This window comes from Pseudoalteromonas porphyrae, from assembly GCF_001298125.1.
GTDB lineage: Bacteria > Pseudomonadota > Gammaproteobacteria > Enterobacterales > Alteromonadaceae > Pseudoalteromonas > Pseudoalteromonas neustonica.
Window position 1 is genome coordinate 231,057 of sequence record NZ_LHPH01000003.1, and the last position, 21,834, is coordinate 252,890.

At 40.6% G+C, this 21,834-nt stretch carries 13 protein-coding genes and 6 tRNA genes; 3 read left to right on the forward strand and 16 right to left on the reverse strand.

Translation table 11 applies throughout. The features are described from left to right. Positions 1-77: 77 nt before the first annotated feature. From ADS77_RS04230 to ADS77_RS04270, 9 genes are all read right to left on the reverse strand, one after another. Positions 78-416, reverse strand: coding sequence for a hypothetical protein (locus tag ADS77_RS04230; protein ID WP_054453096.1), 339 nt, complete (start codon positions 414-416; stop codon positions 78-80). A gap of 149 nt (positions 417-565) precedes the next feature. After that, the gene (gene recD, locus ADS77_RS04235) at positions 566-2,518 is read right to left on the reverse strand and encodes an exodeoxyribonuclease V subunit alpha (protein WP_054204770.1); all 1,953 of its coding nucleotides are present in this window, start codon (positions 2,516-2,518) and stop codon (positions 566-568) included. Further along, positions 2,515-6,144: an exodeoxyribonuclease V subunit beta gene (gene recB / locus ADS77_RS04240; RefSeq protein ID WP_054453098.1), complete on the reverse strand. Its 3,630-nt coding sequence runs from the start codon at positions 6,142-6,144 to the stop codon at positions 2,515-2,517. The genes recD and recB overlap by 4 nt, the downstream gene beginning before the upstream one ends. Beyond that, complete coding sequence (gene recC / locus ADS77_RS04245) at positions 6,131-9,457, reverse strand: exodeoxyribonuclease V subunit gamma (RefSeq protein ID WP_054453100.1); 3,327 nt, start codon at positions 9,455-9,457, stop codon at positions 6,131-6,133. Before recC ends, recB begins: the two co-directional genes overlap by 14 nt. Before the next feature lie 145 nt (positions 9,458-9,602). Then, positions 9,603-10,637 carry an alkaline phosphatase D family protein gene (locus ADS77_RS04250; RefSeq protein WP_405632065.1) on the reverse strand — a complete coding sequence of 345 codons (1,035 nt, stop codon included), beginning with the start codon at positions 10,635-10,637 and terminating at the stop codon, positions 9,603-9,605. 38 nt (positions 10,638-10,675) lie between these two features. Next, positions 10,676-11,803 carry an alkaline phosphatase family protein gene (locus tag ADS77_RS04255; RefSeq protein WP_170173949.1) on the reverse strand — a complete coding sequence of 376 codons (1,128 nt, stop codon included), beginning with the start codon at positions 11,801-11,803 and terminating at the stop codon, positions 10,676-10,678. Positions 11,804-11,862: 59 nt separating this feature from the next. Next, complete coding sequence (locus ADS77_RS04260) at positions 11,863-14,232, reverse strand: TonB-dependent receptor domain-containing protein (protein WP_054453105.1); 2,370 nt, start codon at positions 14,230-14,232, stop codon at positions 11,863-11,865. 265 nt (positions 14,233-14,497) lie between these two features. Then, entirely contained in the window at positions 14,498-16,525 is a 2,028-nt protein-coding gene (locus ADS77_RS04265) for an EAL domain-containing protein (protein WP_054453107.1), read from the reverse strand. Between the two features lie 131 nt (positions 16,526-16,656). Next, on the reverse strand, positions 16,657-17,700 hold the full coding sequence (locus ADS77_RS04270) for an alkene reductase (protein ID WP_054453109.1): 1,044 nt from the start codon (positions 17,698-17,700) through the stop codon (positions 16,657-16,659). Positions 17,701-17,824: 124 nt separating this feature from the next. Between ADS77_RS04270 and ADS77_RS04275 the strand changes: the two genes are divergently transcribed. From ADS77_RS04275 to ADS77_RS04285, 3 genes are all read left to right on the forward strand, one after another. Beyond that, positions 17,825-18,403 carry a TetR/AcrR family transcriptional regulator gene (locus ADS77_RS04275; RefSeq protein ID WP_054204777.1) on the forward strand — a complete coding sequence of 193 codons (579 nt, stop codon included), beginning with the start codon at positions 17,825-17,827 and terminating at the stop codon, positions 18,401-18,403. A 79-nt stretch (positions 18,404-18,482) separates the two neighbouring features. After that, positions 18,483-18,878: a DUF2750 domain-containing protein gene (locus tag ADS77_RS04280; RefSeq protein ID WP_054204778.1), complete on the forward strand. Its 396-nt coding sequence runs from the start codon at positions 18,483-18,485 to the stop codon at positions 18,876-18,878. Between the two features lie 139 nt (positions 18,879-19,017). Continuing rightward, complete coding sequence (locus ADS77_RS04285) at positions 19,018-19,290, forward strand: GGDEF domain-containing protein (protein ID WP_054204779.1); 273 nt, start codon at positions 19,018-19,020, stop codon at positions 19,288-19,290. A 200-nt stretch (positions 19,291-19,490) separates the two neighbouring features. On the opposite strand, the gene ADS77_RS04290 is transcribed toward ADS77_RS04285, so the two are convergent. The 7 genes from ADS77_RS04290 to ADS77_RS04320 all read right to left on the reverse strand — a co-directional run bounded on the left by ADS77_RS04290 (position 19,491) and on the right by ADS77_RS04320 (position 21,723). After that, positions 19,491-19,580: transfer RNA gene (locus ADS77_RS04290), tRNA-Ser, on the reverse strand. Positions 19,581-19,728: 148 nt separating this feature from the next. Further along, the gene (gene nadA, locus ADS77_RS04295; RefSeq protein ID WP_054204780.1) at positions 19,729-20,769 is read right to left on the reverse strand and encodes a quinolinate synthase NadA; all 1,041 of its coding nucleotides are present in this window, start codon (positions 20,767-20,769) and stop codon (positions 19,729-19,731) included. A gap of 210 nt (positions 20,770-20,979) precedes the next feature. Next, positions 20,980-21,055, reverse strand: a tRNA-Lys gene (locus ADS77_RS04300). Between the two features lie 91 nt (positions 21,056-21,146). Further along, a tRNA-Lys gene (locus ADS77_RS04305) sits at positions 21,147-21,222 on the reverse strand. A gap of 91 nt (positions 21,223-21,313) precedes the next feature. Then, a tRNA-Lys gene (locus tag ADS77_RS04310) sits at positions 21,314-21,389 on the reverse strand. Between the two features lie 91 nt (positions 21,390-21,480). Then, positions 21,481-21,556: transfer RNA gene (locus ADS77_RS04315), tRNA-Lys, on the reverse strand. A gap of 91 nt (positions 21,557-21,647) precedes the next feature. After that, a tRNA-Lys gene (locus ADS77_RS04320) sits at positions 21,648-21,723 on the reverse strand. Positions 21,724-21,834: the final 111 nt, after the last annotated feature.

Genomic DNA, 21,834 nt, shown 5'->3' on the forward strand with positions numbered 1-21,834 from the left:
ATTTATCCCGAAAGTTTTTAAGCTAAAGCTTAACCTGCAAGGTCAACTTAACATCAATGCAAATTCTGAATTTGTTCCTATTTTATTGGCTTCGAACATCTTTTAACTTTAAGAAAACCAATAATATAAATGACCATATAAAAAGCATACATACCAAGCTTCTCCCCCCACGTAGCGTGTGAAAACGAACCGAATAAACGAATGTAATCATTAATAATTAACATCCCAACACACACTACTATGGCGGTCGTTTTGAAGTAGAAATCACCAGTGCGCTTAATTGTTGCTATTGAGGTAACTAACATCACCAGAGATAGGTAAAAAGCTAATAATGACATTGCCCCTGGTACAAAACTTGGTGCCAAAGCAAGAATTGCAATAACTATTGAAAACCAGCCTAAAATTTTGATAAGCACATACTCCTTTAAAAATAACTTAAAAATGATAAATTCACCGGATAATAAGCATTCTAGCAAGCCCTTTAACTCAATAAATTAAACATCGCACAATCACAGCTAAAGCAGGTTCTTAAGCTATCAATTCAACGCGAGCCAAATTTACCGCTTTACTTTAACCGCTCATACAACCCTGATGCCCGACTCACTGATTTAGCCATGGCTTTGAGCAGTACTTTTTTGTCGGCCACCAGCTCGAAGGTGTTTTTAGCGCGGGTGATGCCGGTATAAACTAGTTGACGGTTAATACCCGCTGTGGCTTGGTTCTCTGGCGGCAGTACCATGGCGGTGTAAGCAAACTCAGATCCTTGTGATTTATGAATCGTCATTACATATACTTTATCGTGGGCTGGGAGTCTGGCAGGTGAAAATGCGCGTTGATTTCCTTGCTCATCAATAAATACCGCTTTGAGTTGCTCACTTTCATCCAAAAGTAAAATACCAATATCGCCGTTAAATAGCTTAAGTTGGTAGTCATTTTGCGCAATCATAATGGGCATACCCACGTAATGCCGTTGATTTGGGTGTACATTGATCAGCCCTTGGAGATGTAGTTGCTTTTCAATACGCTGATTTAATGTATTAACACCATAATCGCCCTCGCGCACTGCGGCTAAAAGCTGATAACTTGCAAATGCTTTATGGATCTCGACAGGGCTTGCCTGCTCTTTTATCAGCGTAAGGTAATGAGCGTATTTACTGGCAGCGCTTTGTACTAGCTTTTCAACAGGTTTACTGACTATGTCATAATCTAAAATCACATCATTAAACTGGCCACTATTAATCTCCTGTTCTACATACTTAAGCTTACCGCTGTTATTGGTATTAACAGCCAAAGCCAACTGACCAATGCCACTTTGCGCTGTAAAACGATAGCTGTGCTGTAAAAATGCAATGCAATCGGCCAATTTAAATTCACTCTTGCCACCAGTTAATTGTGGTTCGTTATCAAAACACACATTATTTAATTCAGCGCAGCGCGCTTGTGAGTAGTTTGGTGTTTGACCAAGCACTAAACCTTGGCATAAATCGCTCATAACACTGCCGGTATCAACGGAGGCTAACTGATCTTTGTCACCTAGTAAAATTAAGCGCGCGTGATTTGGTAAGGCTTCAATTAACTTTGCCATTAGCGATAAATCAACCATCGACGCTTCATCAATGATCAACACATCTAAGTGCAAAGGGTTTTTCCTATTATGCCTAAATTTATTCGTAAAAGGTTTTACGCCGAGCAAACGGTGAATTGTTTGCGCGCTTTCAGGGATAAGCGGCTCAACAGCTGCGGGGATCACATCTTTAAGCTGCTGTTTTGCACCTAAAATTGATTCGCTCAATCGTGCGGCGGCTTTACCTGTGGGCGCCACCAGCTTAATACTCAGCGGCGCACTTTGGTAAAGCGATTGTAAAATTGCCAGTAGCTTGGTGACTGTGGTGGTTTTACCTGTACCAGGACCGCCGGTGATCACACTAAAGCCTTTGGTAGCGGCCATTGCACAGGCCACTTTTTGCCAATCGAGTCCCTCTTTGGGTGCTGATTGTATAGGAAAGTAATCACTGAGTAGCCGAGTAAGCGACTGATTATCAATATCAATTTCACGTTCACTCAGTGTTAGCAAACGTGAGGCTAAGGTGTGTTCATACCCAGCTAAACGCGAAAAATATAGCCGCTGCTGAAGTAATTTCAGTGGTTTATCATCGCCGACACTTTGATGATTTTGCAGGCACTGTAAAGCAGATTCTGTAGTGAAGTCGTCACTAAATGGGCTGACTCGATCAGGGATTGTTCCCGCTAGTTTGGTAAAGTCACTTTGGCGTAAATTAAATGGGTTTCGCCAGTCAATACCTGTTAGATCTAAGCAGCTATGCTGACTTTGCCCAGATAAGCACAATAACAAAATAAGATAATACGCATCTGTTTTACCCTGCTCTTGTATCGCATCACACAGTAAATCTGCCAGTTTTATATCGACCATACGAATACGATTTTCATCTAATAAGTAATCAAGGAGGGGGACTGTTTGCACCTCAGCGCTTGAACGTTCAGTAGTCAGTTGACTCATAGCTGCTCTCCTTCACTGGCGACTTGATTATTCACATTAGCTTGTAACGTACCTTGAGTGAAAAGCCCATCAAGAATAAGTACTTGCTCGGTTGTAAGCTTTTTAAAATACACGCCTTTGCCGTCACTCATGCCTCGCAAGAAGGTGTAATATACGCCGCCTAAATGCGTTTCAATCGAATAATTGGCAATACGCTGTTTGAGGAGTCGATGCAATGCCACCGTGTATATTAAGTACTGTAAATGGTATTGGTGGCTGCTCATCGCTTGCTCAAGCGAGTCTTGCTCATAATCACTGGGTTCACTGCCTAAGTAATTTGATTTGTAATCTAAAATATAATACTGCTCGTTATGGCAAAAAATTAAATCGACAAAGCCTTTGAGTAACCCTTTTACATGATAAAAATCAAGCCTGCTTTGGGTAAAACCAAAGTGCTTAATGAGGACCTCGTTTAAACTTTTTGCACTTAAACTACTAAGCGGTAAGTTAAACTCCATTTCTACAAGGCATTGGTTTGGTGACAACGTGCTTAAACTTAACCCAGTGTTGTTAAGCGGGCAATTTAACGCATTGAGTATCCATTGTTCAGTGGTATGTTGCCACTGCTCGCTAATATGGTATTTATCTAGGTTGCGCGCGACTACTTGCGCTAAATCTTGCTCATCATTTAACGGGTGCTGCTCTGGGCTAGTAAAATCAATTTGCTCAAAAATTTCATGTAAACAACTACCTGGTTTTGCCCCTTTAGGAAAACTATACGGTGATTGAATCTCAGTTTGCGCATCAAGTAGCTGCGATGCAAAGTCGTCTGTTTCATGATCTTCATCACTGCGCCCTGGGGCAATGTGGTCGCTATGCTTTTTAAAACTCAATGCACTAAAGCTGGTTGCTCGCCAATCACGCTCTATGGTTGCACGAACATGGTTTACTTCAAGTGTTTGCCCTTCAAGCTCGCTTGATAAAAGCGTCAGTGTGCCCTGTGTTTGTAGTTCTTCACTGGTAAATTGCGCATAGTGCATCGCGCTATTTTGTTCGCAAAACTCATTTAAATGTGTCCGCCACACTAAACTGCTCGTTATATCAAGCCCGGCAAATAGTACATGCCCTAATGAGCTACTTTGAATGGCCAAACGACTGCTTTGCCCTTGCCCTAAGTTGTACATACCAATTGCACAATAATGAATAGCGCGTGTTAATGCCACATATAACAAGCGTAAATCTTCCGCTAGGCGCTCTTTTTCAGCTTCTTGTAACGCATCGTCATTTTTACTTAAATCATAAATGAGTTGACCATCTTTATGATAAAGCGCGTCTTTTGTTTCGCGGTAACCGCTTGCAAAAGGCATAAAGACCAGCGGATATTCAAGCCCTTTTGACGCATGCATAGTGACTATTTTTACTAAATTAGCGTCGCTTTCAAGACGAACTTGAACCGCTTCACCGTCTTGTTGACTCACCTTTTGTGCAAACCAGCGCAATAAACGCAATGTCCCTTCAAGCTCAATTTGTTTTTGCTGAAGTATTTCGCCTAAGTGGCGAAAGTCGGTAAGCCAGCGTTCAACGTTATACCCTAAGCCTTGCCATTTGGCGCTGAGCTGGTTATGCGTTAACAACCGTTCAAGCATCGCCATCGCGCCTTGTTTGTGCCAAATAAGGCTCAATTGCGCAAAAAAGTTTAAGTGCTCTTGCCATTGCGCTTCATCATCAGCCAATGCATAAATATCGTTATAACTTAAGCAAAATAGCGGTCCTGCTAACACGCCTCGCAGAAGTGACTCATCATACTGGCCATGTAACGCTGATAAAAAGTTAAGTAAATGATGGCTTAATTCTTGGCTAAACACACTTTCACGGGATAAGTACACGCTAGCAATTTTGGCATCACTTAGTGCTTTTTTCATTATTTGTGCTTCAACACGGTCACGCACCAAAATACAAATATCAGCGGCTGTAATAGGCGTTTTACCTATGCATGCGCGCCCTTCTTGCGCCTGCGTTAGTAGCAACACTATTTTATTTGCAAAATGCGCCGCTAGGTGATGTTGCCCAACCCCTTTGTTAGTCGGTTTATTTTTTTCATCGGCAGCGGTGTCTACAAATACACTAAACTCAAATGCTGTCGCTGGTTGTCCATCAATTAAAAATGATTTTTCGGCTTTCTTACCTTGTGCATCAACACGGTTAAACGGGATCGCGTCATTATAAATAAAGCTATTATCGTATTTACTAAATAAACGATTAACACTTTCGACCACATCGTGGCTAGAACGGTAATTTGTACCTAACGTAAATTGCTGATGTGCATCAACAGCGTGTTTTGCGCCTATGTAAGTAAAAATATCTGCGCCCCTAAAGCCATAAATAGCTTGTTTAGGGTCGCCAATCATCGCAAATGTGGTATTTTCCTGCGCATAAATATGGCTAAAAATACCATACTGAATTGGATCCGTATCTTGAAACTCATCAATCATTGCTACAGGGAACAACTGGGCAATTTTTTGTGCCAGTACGTCGCCCTGCTCTGTATTTAGAGCGCCATGCAAATTTGTTAGTAAATCATCAGGGGTAATAACGCTTTGCTCTTGCTTACGTTTAACAATGGCTTTTTTAACCCAACTTGCTGCATGTTGAACAATTGCAATGGCAAGTCCTGAGTTAATCGTGTTATTGAGCGCCGCTAATTGATCAAATTGGATCAATAACGGGTGGGAAAACAAAGGCTGATTTTTTTTATAATTACTTACATCACTTAAATTATCTGTACTCCACACCTCAAATGAGTATTTGCTTGTACCAAATTCAAAAAATTCGTCATCACCAATACAAAATGCTTCAAGTGCGGCTAGGCTACCTTTTCGAGCGGGGGTTTTTGAGCCACTTAAACCAGAGCTTTTAACAGCATTTATAAATTCACTTTCAAGGCATGCTTTTTTAAAGCTAGGCACTTTTGCTAAATAGTGTTCGCGGGCTTGCCACACATCATCCAATTTTATTTGCGGGGTGATCTGCGCATTGCCTTTATTAAGCAAACTTGCTACTTGACTAAATAACGATTCAGGTGCGGCAAATATGTCTAAAATGGCATCCGTTTTTTCTTTATTGAGTGGATATACAAACGCACGCCAAAAATCTTTAATAGTTTCAAGTAATATGTCGCGTTCATCTAAAATAAACTCTAGGTTAAAAGCAACCCCCGATTCAAACGCATGTTGTTTTAACATACGCTGACAAAAACCATGAATGGTAAATATGGCAGCCTCATCCATTGATTTAGCCGCAGCGTCAAGTAAATCAAAAGCACGGTGTTTATCGTCTATTACGGCTATAACACCGTTAATCAACATGTCATCGGTGTGTTGTCCAAGTAATGCATCGCGGGCGGCGATAATGCGTGAACGTACTCGGTCTTTTATTTCTTGGGTGGCGGCATCAGTAAACGTTACTACTAATATTTGCTCAACACTTAAAGGCGTATTTAATGCAGATTGCGGGTCATCCGCGATTTGCATTCCTAATAAATAGCGTAAATATAAACCTGTGATTGTGTAGGTTTTACCAGTACCAGCACTGGCTTCAATCAAGCTTTGTCCGGCAAGTGGCATTGTGAGTGGGTTAAGCGCTTGCATAATCACTCTCCTTTACGTGTGCAAATAATGGGGCGAGTAATTTATCGCTCCAAAGTATAAATTCATCTTGGCAATCAGTGAGTGACTGCGTGGTTAAGCGAATGTAAGGGTTTTCGCCCTCGCCGCGCCCTATGTATTGTGGGCTAAACTTACTGACTGCTTTGTTAATATCGCCGCCTGTTTTTACGTATTCATAACCACTGACCGGAAAAAACGCCACAGGCTCTTTACGCAGTGCGCCATACAAGCTAAACCACTCTTGCAATAATGGGTAAGCGTCGGCTTTATCTATGGGTGCAAAACTAATTTGTTTATCAAGCCCCAATAATAGGGTTTCAACACCTTGATCCATACACTGTGCTACAAGATGATAAATAAAGCCTTTTATTAAGTCTTTGGCTTTAATACTGGCACTGCGATAAAACACCTGTTTTTGCTGATAAACATGATTGAGCCACCCTTGTAACTGAGTCGCTGTATTGCCATTATTTAGAATGAGCGCGACTTCAATGGGTTCGTTATTTCCGCCTTTAATGTGCTCTTTAACCTGTCCTGCAAGTGCGTCAACACGATGCTGCATGCTTTCAAAAATTAGCTCCCCCACATTTGCTTGCGGTAATTCACCGCGTTGCAATATTTGCTGACGGCACAGGGGTTGTTCAAAGATCGCGGCTTCGAGTATTTCATCTAAATAAAAGTACCGTCTTAACGCATCTAAACTAAACGGTTCTTCGTCTTTGGCAACTTCGTTAAATTGCGGTAAACGCAGGCCTAAGCTTTGTTGGTAAAAACTCTCTTGGGCGTTACAAACACTGCGAATAAACGCGTCCAGTTCAAGCACATCAGGCGGGCTAATATCAAGCGCTGTAACGGGCTGTGGCGCAATTGCTTGGGCTGGTAGCCATACAGGATTATAGCTGTGATTTGACAGTACACTCTTGCCTGCATTTTCATCACCAACAGCATTCACTTGATAATACTGACTATTAAATGGCTGTAAATGCTGTTTGCTGATCAAGCACTCGGGCAATGTGTGTGCTGAGGGTTCGTCAAACTCAAAACTACGGCCTATGTACTCTAACAGCTCGCTGACCAAGGTTGATGGCATACGTGGTTGGTTATCAAAACACGAACGACCAATATAGCTCATATATAAATTATCGCGGGCGCTCAGTAACGCTTCTAAAAACAGGTAGCGATCATCCAATTTACGTGATCGGTCACCTTTTTGCTTTTTAGAGTAAGGTACTAAATCAAAACCAATCGGTTGCACTGACCGCGGGTAGTCGGCGTCATTTAACCCTAGCATGCACACCACTTTAAAAGGCACAGCGCGCATCGGCATTAATGTACAAAAGTTTACTTGGCCTACTAAAAACCGCTGGCCTACGCCTTTTTCTTGTATGCCTTGCTTAATTAAGTAGCTCACTATCCGCTGCGAAACATTGTTCGTGTAATCACCATTTTCATGGTGCTTTTGCAATGACTCAAGAACACTTTGTAACACCAGTAAATCCCAGCTGTCGTCACTTTCACTTTCGTAAATACTCGCGAGCAATTCATTAAGAATATGGGCTTTGTTGGTTAATGTATCATCAGGGGTAAGTAATACTTTAAAACGCTGAAGTACATCAATAAAGTGCACTAATTTATTAAGTGTATCCAGCGCCATGCCTTCGACTTCATCAGCACTGTATATTCCATTAAATGGGCACTGTTCATCTCGCTGTGCAATACCCAGTAATAAGCGATTTAGGCCATGTTGCCAGGTATTTAAATCAATAGCTGGCAAGTCAAAGCTGTGTTTGTGCTGCGCATCAATCCCCCATTTCACTCCTACTCGCTCAAGCCAATATTGAATTTGCTCATACTCATGCGGCTCGACAGCGAACTTTTCAGCTATTTGAGTTACTTGTAATAAATCTAGAATATCTGACACGCCAAAGCGCGAAAACGGTAAATTAGCTAAACTGGCAAATGAACTGAGTACGGGTTTTTCTTGCTCTATGGCTAAATCGGCAAGCGCATATGGAATAAATCGGCTACCTTGTGCGCCACCAAATACAGCTTCAATGTAGGGGCTATAAGTGCCTACATCAGGCATCATTACAATGATATCTTTTGGTGTCAGCGCAGGGTTTTGACTAAATAAATTAAGCAGATAATCGTGCAGTCGCTCAACTTCTCTGAGCGGGGTGTGACAATCACTCAATGTTATACTGGTGTCGCTGGTGCTAACGGGCAACTTACCTTCGTTGTTTATAAACCACGCTTTATTATCAGTGAGCGATTCACCTTTAAATGCGAGCTGGTAAATTTCACTTTGTACTTGCCCAAGTAAGGTGTTGTCAAATACGTCTATAAAGCCATCTATCCAACAGGCATCGCGTTGAATGAGTTGCTCAAAATAATCGCGACCCAGCTTTCCCCACGATGATAGCAAGGGGTTGCCGATAAAATAATAATCTTCATCTGGTTGGGTATGCTTTTTTTGCTGTGCTTCGAGCAGGGGCATTTTTGCATATTTAGCTGCAATTTTTGCCGCCGTTTTTTCATCAATAATATCGCCCCAGTAATGCTCACTGGGATTAAAGAAGAATAAAAAAACCTCGGTTTTTTTACTCAATGCATCAAACACGTCGAGCTGTGAACTGGCAATTGCAGAAATACCAAATAAGCTAATCCGCTTTGGTAATAAACGGCTGTCCATTTTTTCAAGCGCGGCTAGTAACTGTCCCTGCATATTCGCACGATGAAATTGGCTTTGATCAAGCGCTTTGCTTTGCGCAACAATTTTACGCCACAGATCAGGCTGCCACGGCGCAATACCGACATCAACATCGTCAAGCTCATCTTTACCACTATCCCATGTGGCAATCCAGTGCGGTCGATACATTAAGTATTGGTCATACACATCGGCTATTTTTTCGCATAAGGCAAAGGTTTTTTGACCATCCATGTCACCTTCTAAATAAGTTTTGAGCGGTAAATATAATGGCTCATCTATGCAATTAGGTAAAATGGCAAACAGCTTCCACGCAAGGTTTGGCTTATTAAAAGCCGACTCTTTTGGTACATTAGGCAATAATTGCTGATAAAGCTGCCAAATAAAACTCGACGGCAGCGGAAAGTCTACCTGTGCCGCCACTCCTAAACTTTCGCTTAAGCCAATTTTAAGCCACTGCGACATACCCGGCGATTGCACCAACACCACTTCTTTATCGAATGGGCTTTGTAATGGGTTAACGCTTAAAAGGTGATGAAACTGCGCTTGGAGTGCTTCCATACGATTAGATTGAATAATATTTAGCATTGCGACACTGTCCTTGCTTGAGATAAAAACAGTGTAAGATATTTTCAATTACAGGGGTAGCCATTGTCGCAAATTGGCATTAATAAATCAGGTGGTTAGCTTTAAATTTAAACGCACAGAGCATTGTCGCACTGTGCGAACTTACTTATTTATAAGGGCTAATACTCGACAATGAAAATTGACTTTGCATTATCACTTTGCCCTCAATACCTTTTAAGCTCAGCGAAATAACGGGATCAGCTTTTAGCCAATCAATACTTAAATCGCCGTAATTTACTTCGTGTGTATAATCCCCAACGCGGTGTTTATTTGGGCTCACATCTTTCCATTTTTCTGTTAACCCTGAGCTGGTCATTTCAGTTAACGGGTAATCTAGTTGCTCGGTATATTGAGATATCTCTCCCCAGTGGGTGTCGCCACTGATGATGATCACACCATTTACTTTATGCTTTTTAATCAACGTAAATAAACGCGCGCGGTCGTTTGGAAAATTAGCCCATGACTCCCACCCTGTAAAATCAGGTAAAAGCTGCAAACTTGAGGCTATTATTTTTATCTTCGCGGGCTTTATTAGCTCCTTCTCAAGCCATTGCCATTGTGTTTCGCCAAGCATAGATGCATTTTTAACTGTCGAAGGACTGTAAGGTCCTTGATTGGCTAATTTACGCTTTGTGTAATATTCAAGTTCACTAACATGGTTTAACGTATCACGGTTCCAACGTAAATCTGGCATGATAACCTGAATTGTTTGATCCCCTGCGCCGTACATATACGATGTATAAATCCCGTCAGGGCGTGTTCGGCGTTTTGAACCTGCTGGCTCTTGCCAAAAATCAAGCATGATTTGACGAGATGCTTCTTTGTGCGGGTATTCTTTACCTGCATCATTTTGCCCGTAATCATGATCGTCCCACATGGCTATTATCGGCGTTTTAGCTGTTAAGGTTTTAAACCCTGATTTTGCGCCTAATCGCTGGTATTTATCGGCTAATACTGTCATGTCGTTAGTATCACCATAAATGTTATCACCTAAAAAAATAAACAGATCTCCCTCTTCTTTATTAATAGCATCAAAAATAGGAATGTCTTTGTCTTGATGCCCACACGAACCAAACAATATTTTTTGTGGTGTGTTTTGCATTACTAGCTTTGCCGTATTACTCAATACTGTAAAACTCATAAATACACTCAGCAACACAACCGCCTTAGCTAGTTGCTTCATTTTAATACCTCATCAATTGCATCTGCCATAGTTGGGTTTATACGATACGGGTTTTGGCCAAGCACTTTTAAAATTGTGGCTGCTATTTGTTTTTGCTTAAGCTGCGTTGTGGTTTTTAATAACCCTTGGCGTTTAATATCTGGGCCTATGGCTGCAAGCCAAATGTGTTCTGAACCAACAATTCCTTCAGGAAATGCTTTTTTACCTTGCTCAGATTGCGCCATTGCTTGTTTTGAACTGTGATGTTGCCAATCATTAGCGTTACTGCCACGACCATGATCTGTGGTAATAATAAGCGTTGTATTGTTTTGATAGCCTGGGGTTGACTGAATGGTTTGCCATAAATCCTGTATAAACGCATCACTTTGCTTTGCAGATTTTAGATAGTGATCATAATGACCATCGTGCGCAAAATCATCCGTTTCACCTAAACTAATCACCAATAGTTTTGGTTTTTTAGCCAGCATGTAGGCTTTAGCAAAACGATACGTAAAGCTATCTAATCGTACATTGTGCCATGGACTTGGGATCTCTTTTTGTAACGCATTTAATAGGGCTGCGTCAGCAAATAAATCATCGTCAATTGGCATAAACCCAGCATTAACATAAACACCACTGCGCTTTGCATTGACAATAAACGGAAATACATCCCAGCTACCAAATAAGGCCGTTTTGTTTTTATATTTAGGTTGGTGATGTAATAACTCTAAAATTGTTTTATTAGGATTGACAACTTTATCGTTACTGTTGATCTCTTCGTCAACACTCCCAGTTAGAATTTCGTTATACCCAGGGTATGAAAAATACCATGGGTTAGCGACCGACATCCTCGAGCCATTATTTCTATCACCGATGATCACCCCTTGTTTAGCAACCTGCTGGGTAATGAATGGCATTAACAATTTTTGGCGAATACGAGGCTCTTTGTGCCAAAACATTTTATTTAATTGCTCTGGATTTTTAACAAAATCAGTATTGTTGATGAGCTTTTCATCTGCGCCATTAAACACTTCTTGCCAGCGCACACCATCAAGCGTTACCAGCACGACATTATCACTGGCGCAGATCCCCTTACTGACAACAACGCATACAATGAACAAATACAGCGATATGATACGTTTCATATTATTCCTTATAGAAAAACCCATCATTGATGGGTTTCTTATTATCTTGAATTTAGGTATTAAAATGTTGCTGTAAATGTCAGCGCTGCAGTTCGCGGTGCGCCAATAAAGTACGTAGAGCCATTACCTGTACCACCAGATAAATACTGTTTATCAGTCACGTTAGTCACAGCAAAAGCAATATCTATCGATTTAAATGGCCCTGCATTAACGTCTGCCGCATAGCCTGCATTGATATCTAGTACTGTGTAACCATCAACGTTGTTACGAGCACGAGTTTGCTCATTTAAAAATGCACCTAAGCGTTCCCCTGTGTACTTAGCTGATATACCAAAACGAAAATCCCCACTGTAGTAGTCTGTAGAGATTACAAACATATCACTTGGCGAATCAATTACATCGTCCCCTTTTTTAAAGCTTGGCGACACATCATTACCATCTTCATCTTTAAGGATCACCCCGTTTGCATCATAAGCACTTGGATCATGCGATGCGTATTCTGAGCTATTACTAGTGTAAGAGGTATAAATGTTCCACTCATTTGTCAGCATATAGCTTGCAGATAACTCAACACCTTGTGAGTCAATGCCGCCAACATTAATGTATGAGCCATTCGTTCCTACTGTGTAATCGATGCCATCACTACCGCTACCAGGTGCTATAAAAGTAATACGATTATCAAATGCGATTGAATAAGCCGTTGCAGTTAAACTTAAGCGATCCGCGTTGTAACGCACACCAAAATCAATATTCTCGGCCGTCTCTGGTTTGATTTCATTTAGCGTTGAACCATCACGTTCAAGTACACCGTCTTTAATTGCCGAGAAATTCTCACTAAAACTTGCAAATAACTCTGTGCTATTGTTTAGTTGATACAATGCGCCGGCACTAAATAATACATCTGAATCGCTGTTTATTTTATCTGATCGTACTGCTTCAAAATGATCATACTTCTGCAGTTCGACTAAATATTGTTTGGCACCAATATTAAATGTGAAATCACCCACCGTCATTGCGTCTTGGATGTACCACTTGAAAGTATCTGTTTCAAAAGTATTTTTATACTGAGTCCAATAAGGTGTGCTATCAAAATGATGATAAATACGCGCGTCAATCACTTTATGCCAATCACGCGATTCATCACGATCAGTTTGCTCAAGCCATATACCTGCTTCAATATCGTGCATACCCAAAGTCAACTTGTAATCAGCAGTAAGACCTAAACGGTCTTTATTGTAATGAGTGTGTCGATATGACATGACAGGTGTGGCCGTATCTGGATAACAAGCAGGGTTTAAACCCGTGCCTGAATCCCATGGCCAGCTTAGCGTCTCTTTGCAGTTTGCATCAGGTGTGAGTGGGTTACCTTGACTGTCTGCAAAACCGTATGACCCAGCATTTTTACCGCCTTGTGTTGTTGGCTTACCATCAGTATCAACAGGGGATGTTAAATAAGGCGGGATCCAATCACCGCGTCCCGAGTTTTTATGATAATACGGGCTAACTGTGAGTAATGACGACGGTGAAATGGCATATTCAAACTTTACATACCCTAAAGTGTTTTCACGTAATGTGCCCCAACCTTCTGCAAACATTTGATCAAAATGCGGCACACCGGTCCAATTCCACGTTAATTGATCCCAATCTGGTGTCTGTGCAAATTGCTTTAAACTCACACTGTTATAGTTTGTTTCACTTACATCGTCGTAAGATAAACGCCCTGTCACTGTCAGTGCTGAAAAGTTTGATACAAACTTTATTTCGCCGTGCTGGTTATCTTTACCACCATTGCTGCCATCACCTATCCAGCGGCTGGTATTTGTTTGTGAATAACTAGCGTAAGCTTGGGTATTATCGAACAAGGTCCCTGTGTCATGCTTTATATAAAAGCGCGTCGCATTGTGATCTCCTTGCGTATAAGCAAAAGTCGTATTGCGCTCAAGGGTTGGATCTTTACTCACAAAATTAAACGTACCGCCTAGCGCTTCTAATGACGCCGAGGCAATATCTGACGTCCCTTGGCCGACTTCTACTGTCGCTAAGTTTTCGCTATCAAGGTAACGGTTCGCTTTTGCACCACCACCATAATTAGACCCACCATTTGGAATACCATCAATCGTCATACCCAATTGTTGTTGGTTGCCGTCAATACTAAAGCCACGCATTGTGATCGTGGTTGACCAATCATCACCACCGAATGCATCGCCTTCGTTAATGCTGATCCCCGGCAAATTATCAATCACTGACAAAACGCTTGATACTGAGCTTTGCTGCTCTAGCATAGCAGGTTCAATTACATTATTGGCATAACTGGTCGGTTTTGCGACGACGGTGATCTCTTCAATCTCAGCCTCATTTGCATAACCCATTGAAGAAAAAGCTAAAGCAAGTGCCAAGCTAAGAGATGTTTTTTTAGTAAGAGTGCGCATTATTGTCCCATTTGCAATTGTTATTGTGTAAGCGGGAACAGTATGGCGATGCTTGATGACAAAAAAGGGGCGTTTATCTTACGAAAAAATGAAACTAGTGTGTCTTATTTATGGCATAAATAAAGAAGGTGGGGCGTTTTGAGCTTTAATTCTTAAAACTGCTTCAATCTAGGAGCGATTGAATCGCAGCGTAAAATTTACAATCAAGTTGCTTAAGTAAAAACCAAACACAGAGCTGAAATTCTACTTCAAAAATAAACACGCCCTATTCAATCGGCTTTGGCACAAAATGCTGAGCCTCATTTTTAGGTAATGCGGGGGCGTATAACCACCCTTGTGCCGTTTCGATCCCTAAACTTTTAACCCACGCTAACTCAGCTTCTGTTTCAATCCCTTCTGCAACAACAGAAAAGCCAAGCTTTGCAAATATCTGAGTCACTTGTTGATATAACACTCGCCCTGCGGGTTGCTCACATTGTAATAAAAATTGCCTATCTAGTTTTACATGCTTCACAGGAAGATTAGCAAGCATAGATAAGCTTGAATAACCTGTACCAAAATCATCAAGTACCGTTTCTATATTATTTTCCCTCAGCTTTTCAATATGTTCTGTTACAAGTGTTTGCTGAGTTAAATAGCTAGATTCAACGATTTCAATTTTTAGTTGATCAGGAAAATCGATAAATAAATCACATATTTTATTGATCATAGATTTATTCGTTAATACGTCTGGATTAACGTTAATACTAATTGTTGGTTTAAATCCAACATTGCTCCATTGCATTAAATCTCGGTGGGCTTGCTCAATCACCCAACGGTCTATTATGTCTGTTTGTTTATGTGCGACTAGCGTATCTAGAAAGTAAGGCCCGGTGATCGAACCATCTCTTTTTATTAATCTTAATAATCCTTCGTAGCCATTTACATGACCTGTTTGTATATCTATTTGAGGCTGATAATAAAGCGCTAAGCGTGACTGTGATATGGTATTTAAAACGTGTGTTAAATGCGCAGAAGAAACACTACTTTGGCGTTGCTGCTCTATAAAGCGTTGCTCAGATTTAGCCGCAAAGCGTTCACTCATATTAAGTTTACTACTCAATTTATTAAACGCTAATTGGTAGTTATTTCGCTCACTGCTTAAACGTAAAAATGGGTAATAAATACATGCGTTACAGATAATTAAAAATACTTGTAAAATAGGCGCAACCAGATCTGTACCGACCATACTGCCATTGATTATAGTGGGTGTCATCCAGCTAATACTGACATCTTGGTAACCCACCGCGCCCGCTGAAATCATTGCATAGCTAACCACAAAGTTAAAACAAGGGACTAAAATAAACGGGATCAGTAACAATGGATTTAAAAAAATTGGTAGCGCAAATAAAATTATTTCGCAAAAATTAAACAATGAAAAAGGGAGTGATATGCGCGCTATATTCTTTTCATGACTCCCCTTGGCCAAAAAGAACGAGGCAACAATTAATCCTATAAAACCTCCAGTGCCACCAATCAACACAAAAGTATCGTAAAAGGTTTGTGCCGACAAGCCTGGGAAAATATCTTTGCTAATAAATGTTTGTTCAAACATCATAGAATACACATTGTCACCATGCACACCGAAGAACCAAAAGCCATGTATTATAAGCATTCGGTTAAATAGTTGTAACGCCACACTACTTTGGCTATCCACTGGGACTAAATATACTACGACGAAATGCACAACGCTTTCTATGATTGGGAGGATCAAAAATAATGCGAAAAAAGCAAATGCAAAAGGTAAAATAAGTAACAGTTTTTCTTTTAAAAACTCACTCAGTAGTGGTAAATCAAAAAATGACATAGGTATAAACCTACGCCCTAGCATCAATAAATAACTGCTTAATGAAGGAACCAACACCGCATAAGCTGAGGCACCAGTACCATCTACCGTAAAAATACCATCTGAAAAAATTAAAAAATCACTATGAATGGAAAATGTGACCAGTCCTAATATACTACCAACAACGGCGCTGTTACCTAGGTTTTTAGAAAGATGGTAACCAACAGAAATAACAACCATAACAGGAAATAAGGTTAAAATAACGAGAGAGCTTTGCTGTACCGTCTTGTAGATAAAGTCGGCTGATGTTATGAACGAAAAATTTACCGCAACATTAAGCACTAAAATGGCTAATGCAGAACACACAAAATATGGGAGCAACGCAATAAACGCTTCGCGCAATGATAATATATAGCGTGAATGAGCAAACTGCGTAAATACGCCATTAATGTGCTTTATAGCCAACAATTTACGTTCTCTAAACTGGTTATTAAAGAGAGTATAAAGTATTTAATAAAAAAAAGGCGAATGATTGATTTCACACGTGTAAAATCATCATTTTGTATTAAGGTAGCGTAACCTTCGTTACGCCAAAATGTTTATATTAGTTCTGCTAGCATTGCATCATCATATGCAACCAACTCTTTACCTTGAGAAATTCTACTGACGTAGTCTGGATTAGCTATAAACGGACGCCCGATTGCGATGAGATCAAATCTATTTTCTTCAATCGCATCTTTTGCACTCTCGAAGCTATAGCTACCAACACCAACCAATGTGCCACTATAATTAGCTCTAAGGTACTCAGATGTTGTCATATCTTCAAGACTTGCAAAACGCATGCTATCGTCGAAAATACCACCATGTAAATAAGCTAACTGGCGCGTGTTTAATTGCGCTAACAAATAATCAAATACTGCTTTATCGCGATTATCTTCACTCATATTAAAGTAAGCTCCCGGCGATAAACGTAATGCCGTTTTATCTGTCCCTATAGCACTTATAACTGCATCAACAACGTCAAGCGCAAAACGCGACATATTCTCTGGTGTTTGACCGTATTCGTCTTCACGCTCATTGGCCGCATAATGTAAAAACTGATCAATCAAATAACCATTCGCACCATGTATCTCTACACCGTCAAATCCAGCTTCAACTGCATTTTCAGCGGCCTTTGCATAATCTGCTATCAATGATTGAATATCTTCAGACGTCGCTGCTTTTGGAGTTTGATACGTCAGTTCACGCATTCGTGGTACAGACCCTTCAATACCAATTGCAGATGGGGCTAGCACTTCTCCATCAAAAAAATGCGGATGTGCCACACGGCCAACATGCCAAAGCTGAGCAAAAATTTTACCGCCATTTGCATGCACAGCATCAGTTACTTTTTGCCAACCTTGAATTTGTTCACTTGTAAATAACCCCGGTGTATTTGGGTAGCCTTGTGCGTCAGGGCGAATAATAGTCGCCTCGCTGATAATCAAACCAGCTTCGGCACGGCGTGCGTAATATTCAACCATAGCTTGATTTGGTACTAAGTTTTCATCTGCCATACAACGCGTTAGTGGCGCCATTAATATACGGTTTTTTAATTCTATTGTGCTGTTTAGTTTAAACGGAAGCAGTAATTCAGTCGTCATTATTGTTAATCCTTATCTTGAGTGTACATTCAAGATAAGGGCGTACACATAAATATTCAACCCTTTTTTGAATATTTGTTCAAGATTAAGTAAACTATGCTCATTAATAGTAAATGAGAGTGCCATGAGAGTCGCCGAATTTGACCGCGAATTTGTATTGCGTCAAGCCATGCTTGCGTTTATGCAATTTGGCTATGCCAAAACCAGTATGCAAAAGTTAACCCAGGTAACATTACTGCATCCGGGCTCATTGTATGCTGCGTTTGGTAATAAAAAAGGCATTTTTTTAGCTGCAATTGAACAATACCAAACCGATCGTAACGAACAATTTACCGCGCTTTTTTGCCCTACCCAACCGGTATTACCCAATTTAAGATGCTATATAGACTCTATCGTCAGCGAATGTATCACTGGCGATGCCATGAAAGTTTGCTTGCTCACTAAAAGCATTAGCGAAGTTGAAGGTCAAGATGCACAAATTAATGAGGTACTTAGTGCCAATTTAAATGCTTATGAAAATGCCCTTACCCAGCAATTTTCTCGTGCAAAAAGTCAAAATGAGATCCAAAATGTGCGAAGCGCTCAACAACTTGCACGTTTTTTTGCAATGAGTTTATACGGATTAAGAACTTATGCTTTAACTAATCGCGATGCCGATGCATTAGCATTACTTGCAGATGATATTTTCAATGCCATTAAATAAAATGTTGACTGATCGACACGTTGTCATATTAGTTAATATACTTAATACATAACCAAGCCAATCAAAAGTGAATTTATATATGAATGATGCAACCGCCGCTGCAAATGAAAAGTTCGAGTTGACCCTGAATCTAGGAGCAAAAAAACGACTGGCGTTTATGTTTGAAACCGTTCAAGAATACAAGCAAATATGGATTTTAAACGACGACGATGGCTGCGTAATGTTAGCAAATGAAGACGATGATTGCGTACCAGTTTGGCCGGAACGTATTTATGCTGAAGCTTGGGCAACAGGCGAATGGGAAAACTGTACAGCTAAAGCTATTAATCTGCAAGATTGGCGTACTCGTTGGACACCGGGCCTTGAAGAAGATGATTTGTTGATTGCCGTATTCCCAACGGAAGACGATGACGGCACCATTTTATTCCCTGATGAGTTTGACTCACAGCTAAAAGCACCTAAAAAACGTTATTAATCTCTTAACGTTATAAACATAAGCGGCAACAAGCCGCTTTGTACGATTAATTTATACTACTGCTTTTCAATTAATGACAGTTCAATAAACCTCTTCGTAAAGCCTTTACACAATAATTACACTCAAAACACTTTCTAGTATGGATAAAGTAGCTCGTTGGGGAGGAGAAGAGTTTTTGATATTCTTACCTGAAACGAATAAACAGCAAGCTAGCCACTTAGCTGAAAAACTTCGTTTGGCAATAAGTGATATTAAGCTTACTCATAAAACACACACGCTCACTGTAACAGTCTCTTTAGGTGTGTCTGAATATCAGCACCAAAGCGACTATAAGGATCTCGTTAAGCAAGCCGATCTCGCTCTTTATAAGGCTAAAGAATCTGGACGTAATCAAGTTATCTGTATTGATTAGTTTTAAATTCCTACAGCCTATAATTACGGTAGAAATTTATCCTAAACGCTTTTAAAGCCTACAGGATAAATTTAGCACCGAATGAGTGTTTAAACTCACTAGCTTGACCCTAAAGCCAGTAAGTTGTAACTCATATTTACCACGAAAGCATTTAAACTGGCACAAAAAAGGACGCCATGAGGCGTCCTAATATTGAATAATGGCGGAGGAAGAGGGATTCGAACCCTCGTTAGGGATAAACCTAAACACACTTTCCAGGCGTGCGCCTTCAGCCACTCAGCCATCCCTCCGCAGGTTACCATTTGGTAACGCGGCGTAATAGTATGAAATAGCGTCCAGTGGTGCAAGGTGTTTTTCTTATTTGTGCTTTAACTGCCTAGTAAACAAACAAAAAGGCCGCTAATAGTGATATCAGCGGCCTTTTCTGTTTAACTTGGCTTAACGTTGTAGTGAAGCTGAGAAGTCGAGCATACGATTAAGCGACTTAAGTGCGCCCTCACGTAGCTGCATATCTACAAATACTTCTTTACCTGTTGCATCTAGTAATGCTTCCTCAATCGCTTTAAGGCCGTTCATTGCCATCCATGGGCAATGTGCACAACTTTTACAGGTTGCGCCCTCACCTGCTGTTGGTGCGGCTACAAATTCTTTATCTGGGCATAACTGCTGCATTTTATAAAAAATACCGCGGTCTGTTGCAACAATGAACTTTTTATTATCCATTGTTTGTGCTGCTTTTATCAGCTGACTCGTTGAGCCAACAGCATCTGCTAGGTCTACAATTTCGGACGGTGATTCTGGGTGAACTAATACGCCTGCATCAGGATAAAGCGCTTTCATGTCTTTTAGTGCTTTGGTTTTGAACTCATCATGAACAATACATGCGCCATTCCACATGATCATATCTGCGCCAGTATTCTTTTGAATATACGCACCTAGGTGTTTATCTGGGCCCCAAATAATTTTCTCACCCATTTCATCAAGGTGTTCAACAATCTCAAGTGCGCACGATGAGGTAACAATCCAATCTGCACGTGCTTTAACAGCAGTAGAGGTATTTGCATACACAACAACTTTTCGATCAGGGTGCTGATCACAAAACGCTGAAAACTCATCAATTGGGCAACCAATGTCGAGCGAACATGTGGCAGCCAATGTTGGCATAACAACGGTTTTATTAGGTGTCAGTATTTTTGCTGTTTCCCCCATAAAGCGCACGCCCGCTACAATGATCATGTCGGCATCGTGCTTGGCGCCAAAACGCGCCATTTCTAGCGAATCAGCAACACAACCACCAGTTTCTTCAGCAAGGGCTTGAATTTCAGGATCAGTATAATAATGGGCAACCAATACCGCATTTTTATCAATCAGCAATTGTTTGATACGTGCTTTGTATTGCGCTTGCTCTTCATTATTCAATGGAGCTGGTTTAGGAGGAAAGATATAACCTTCAGGCATAATAGTTTGAGCTAAACTCATTTCTCGACCACTTAATCTACAGTGCATTTATAGAGTGAATTATACGAGAATATAAAACTAAATAACAGTGGTGCTCGGTAATACCGATTTTATTAAAGCATTTATATTTAAGAGATAGATAATTTTTGATTGAAAAGCATTTTATGTGTGAAATACAAAAATCTTAAAACGAGGCGTGGGAATAAACTTATCGCAGTAAAAATATCAGGATGGTGGGTCATGATGGATTTGAACCATCGACCAATTGATTAAAAGTCAACTGCTCTACCAACTGAGCTAATGACCCGCTCTGATATGCCTGCTTAACATTTGATGCTGTTAATCACACTGCGTAAATCCGCCGATGAGCCATGCTGCTATTCGCAATGAATAAAAGATGGTGGGTCATGATGGATTTGAACCATCGACCAATTGATTAAAAGTCAACTGCTCTACCAACTGAGCTAATGACCCGCTCTGATATGCCTRCTTAACATTTRATGCTGTTAATCACACTGCGTAAATCCGCCGATGAGCCATGCTGTTATTCATAATGAATAAAAGATGGTGGGTCATGATGGATTTGAACCATCGACCAATTGATTAAAAGTCAACTGCTCTACCAACTGAGCTAATGACCCGCTCTGATATGCCTGCTTAACATTTGATGCTGTTAATCACACTGCGTAAATCCGCCGATGAGCCATGCTGTTATTCATAATGAATAAAAGATGGTGGGTCATGATGGATTTGAACCATCGACCAATTGATTAAAAGTCAACTGCTCTACCAACTGAGCTAATGACCCGCTCTGATATGCCTGCTTAACATTTAATGCTGTTAATCACACTGCGTAAATCCGCCGATGAACCATGCTGTTATTCATAATGAATAAAAGATGGTGGGTCATGATGGATTTGAACCATCGACCAATTGATTAAAAGTCAACTGCTCTACCAACTGAGCTAATGACCCGCTCTGATATGCCTGCTTAACATTTGATGCTGTTAATCACACTGCGTAAATCCGCCGATGAGCCATGCTGTTATTCATAATGAATAAAAGATGGTGGGTCATGATGGATTT